Below are 1,477 nucleotides of genomic sequence, written 5' to 3' on the forward strand. Positions count from 1 at the left end.
CGGGGAGCGGTGGGCGCGTCAGATCGCTACGCGCTTCTCGCGTCTCAGCGTCTGCGGCAGACAGCGGCGAGGGGAACATGGGGGTGGGCTAGCGGAGGAGCCATTGTCTGGTCAGCGCCATTACCTCGGCGCGGGTGCGGCCTGGGTGGTCGGCGGCGATGAAGTAGTAGCCGATGCGCAGGGAGAAGGCGAGCATGCAGCGGGCCTCGACGTCGTCCTCGTCGGGGCAGAAGGAGCGGAACAGGGAACGCAGGTAGTCCATGCGGCGGTTGTCGGCGCGTCGGAGGCGTTCAGCGACGTCGTCGTCGCGCCGGGCCCAGTCGCGGATCGCGAGGTCGGCCGCGACCCCCGTCGTGGGGCCGTCGGCGGATGCGGCGATCGCGAAGAGACGCTCCAGTTTGACCTTGGCGTCTCCGCCGCCGCTCTCGACCTGCTCGATCACCGCCTCGGTGACCCCGCGTTCCCAGGTGTCGAGCATCTCGGTGAGCAGCGCGCCCCGGTTGTCGAAGTACCCGTAGAAACCGCCCTTGCTGACGCCGAGCGCCTGCGCCAGCGGCTCGATCCGCACGGCCTCCGGACCGCCGGCGGCCAGCGCCTTGAGCCCCTCCTCGATCCACTTGCCCCGAGGTGTGCGCGTCACGCCCATGATGTGCTCCCCTCATCTATACGGCACCGTATAGATGGTGCTAGCTTTGATCTATACGCCATCGTATAGATAGGGGCCGACGCATGAGACTCCCCATAACCGCCCACACTTCCCGCCCCTGGCGGATCCACGAGATCGCCACCGATTTCCAGGTCGAGGACGTCTGGGCCCTACCGACACCAGGCGGCCCCGACGACCTCGCACGCCTGGTGGACCAGTTCACCCAGGGAACGGGCGAGCCCATCTCGTCGCCGGTGGTGCGCACGCTCTTCGCCATCCGCTGGAAGCTCGGCAAACTCTTCGGCTGGGACAAGGCCGACGCCGGCGTCGGCACCCGCGTCGGCTCCCTCCGGGACCGACTCCCTGAGGACCTCCGCGAGGGCCCCAGGGGCACCGACCCGGGCGCGGTCCCGTTCACGTCCGTCTACCAGACCCATGACGAGTGGGTCGCCGAGATGGGCAACCGCACGGTCCACGGCCTGATGCACATCGGCTGGGTTCCCGACGGAACAGGCGGCTACCGCGGCCAGATGGCCGTCTTGGTGAAACCCAACGGCCCCCTCGGCACCGTATACATGGCAGCCATCAAGCCCTTCCGATACCTCGGCGTCTACCCGGCAATGCTGCGCGGAATCGGCCGCGAGTGGCAGGCAAGAGCCGCCAACTAGCCCCAGACGCCATGCCATGAGGAGCGCGTAGCGATCTGACGCGCCCGCCACCCCGCGAGGTGCTCGTGGCCGCTGTCTGGTGCGGGTTGGACCAGCCCCGGACGGGCGGCGGACGCTGAGACGCGAGAAGCGCGTAGCGATCCGACGCGCCCACCGCTCCCCC

The 1,477-nt window shown here is 69.1% G+C and carries 2 protein-coding genes; one reads left to right on the plus strand and one right to left on the minus strand.

Annotated elements, in window-relative coordinates; all coding sequences use genetic code 11:
* Positions 1–88: 88 nt before the first annotated feature.
* A complete protein-coding gene (locus ACFTXQ_RS36580) occupies positions 89–646 on the minus strand; it encodes a TetR/AcrR family transcriptional regulator (RefSeq protein WP_382649980.1) in 558 nt (185 codons plus the stop codon).
* Positions 647–729: 83 nt separating this feature from the next.
* Between ACFTXQ_RS36580 and ACFTXQ_RS36585 the strand changes: the two genes are divergently transcribed.
* On the plus strand, positions 730–1,314 hold the full coding sequence (locus ACFTXQ_RS36585) for a DUF2867 domain-containing protein (RefSeq protein ID WP_382649982.1): 585 nt from the start codon (positions 730–732) through the stop codon (positions 1,312–1,314).
* Positions 1,315–1,477: the final 163 nt, after the last annotated feature.

Origin of the sequence: Streptomyces sp. NPDC057010 (assembly GCF_042673805.1) — a bacterium.
Taxonomy (GTDB): Bacteria; Actinomycetota; Actinomycetes; order Streptomycetales; family Streptomycetaceae; genus Streptomyces.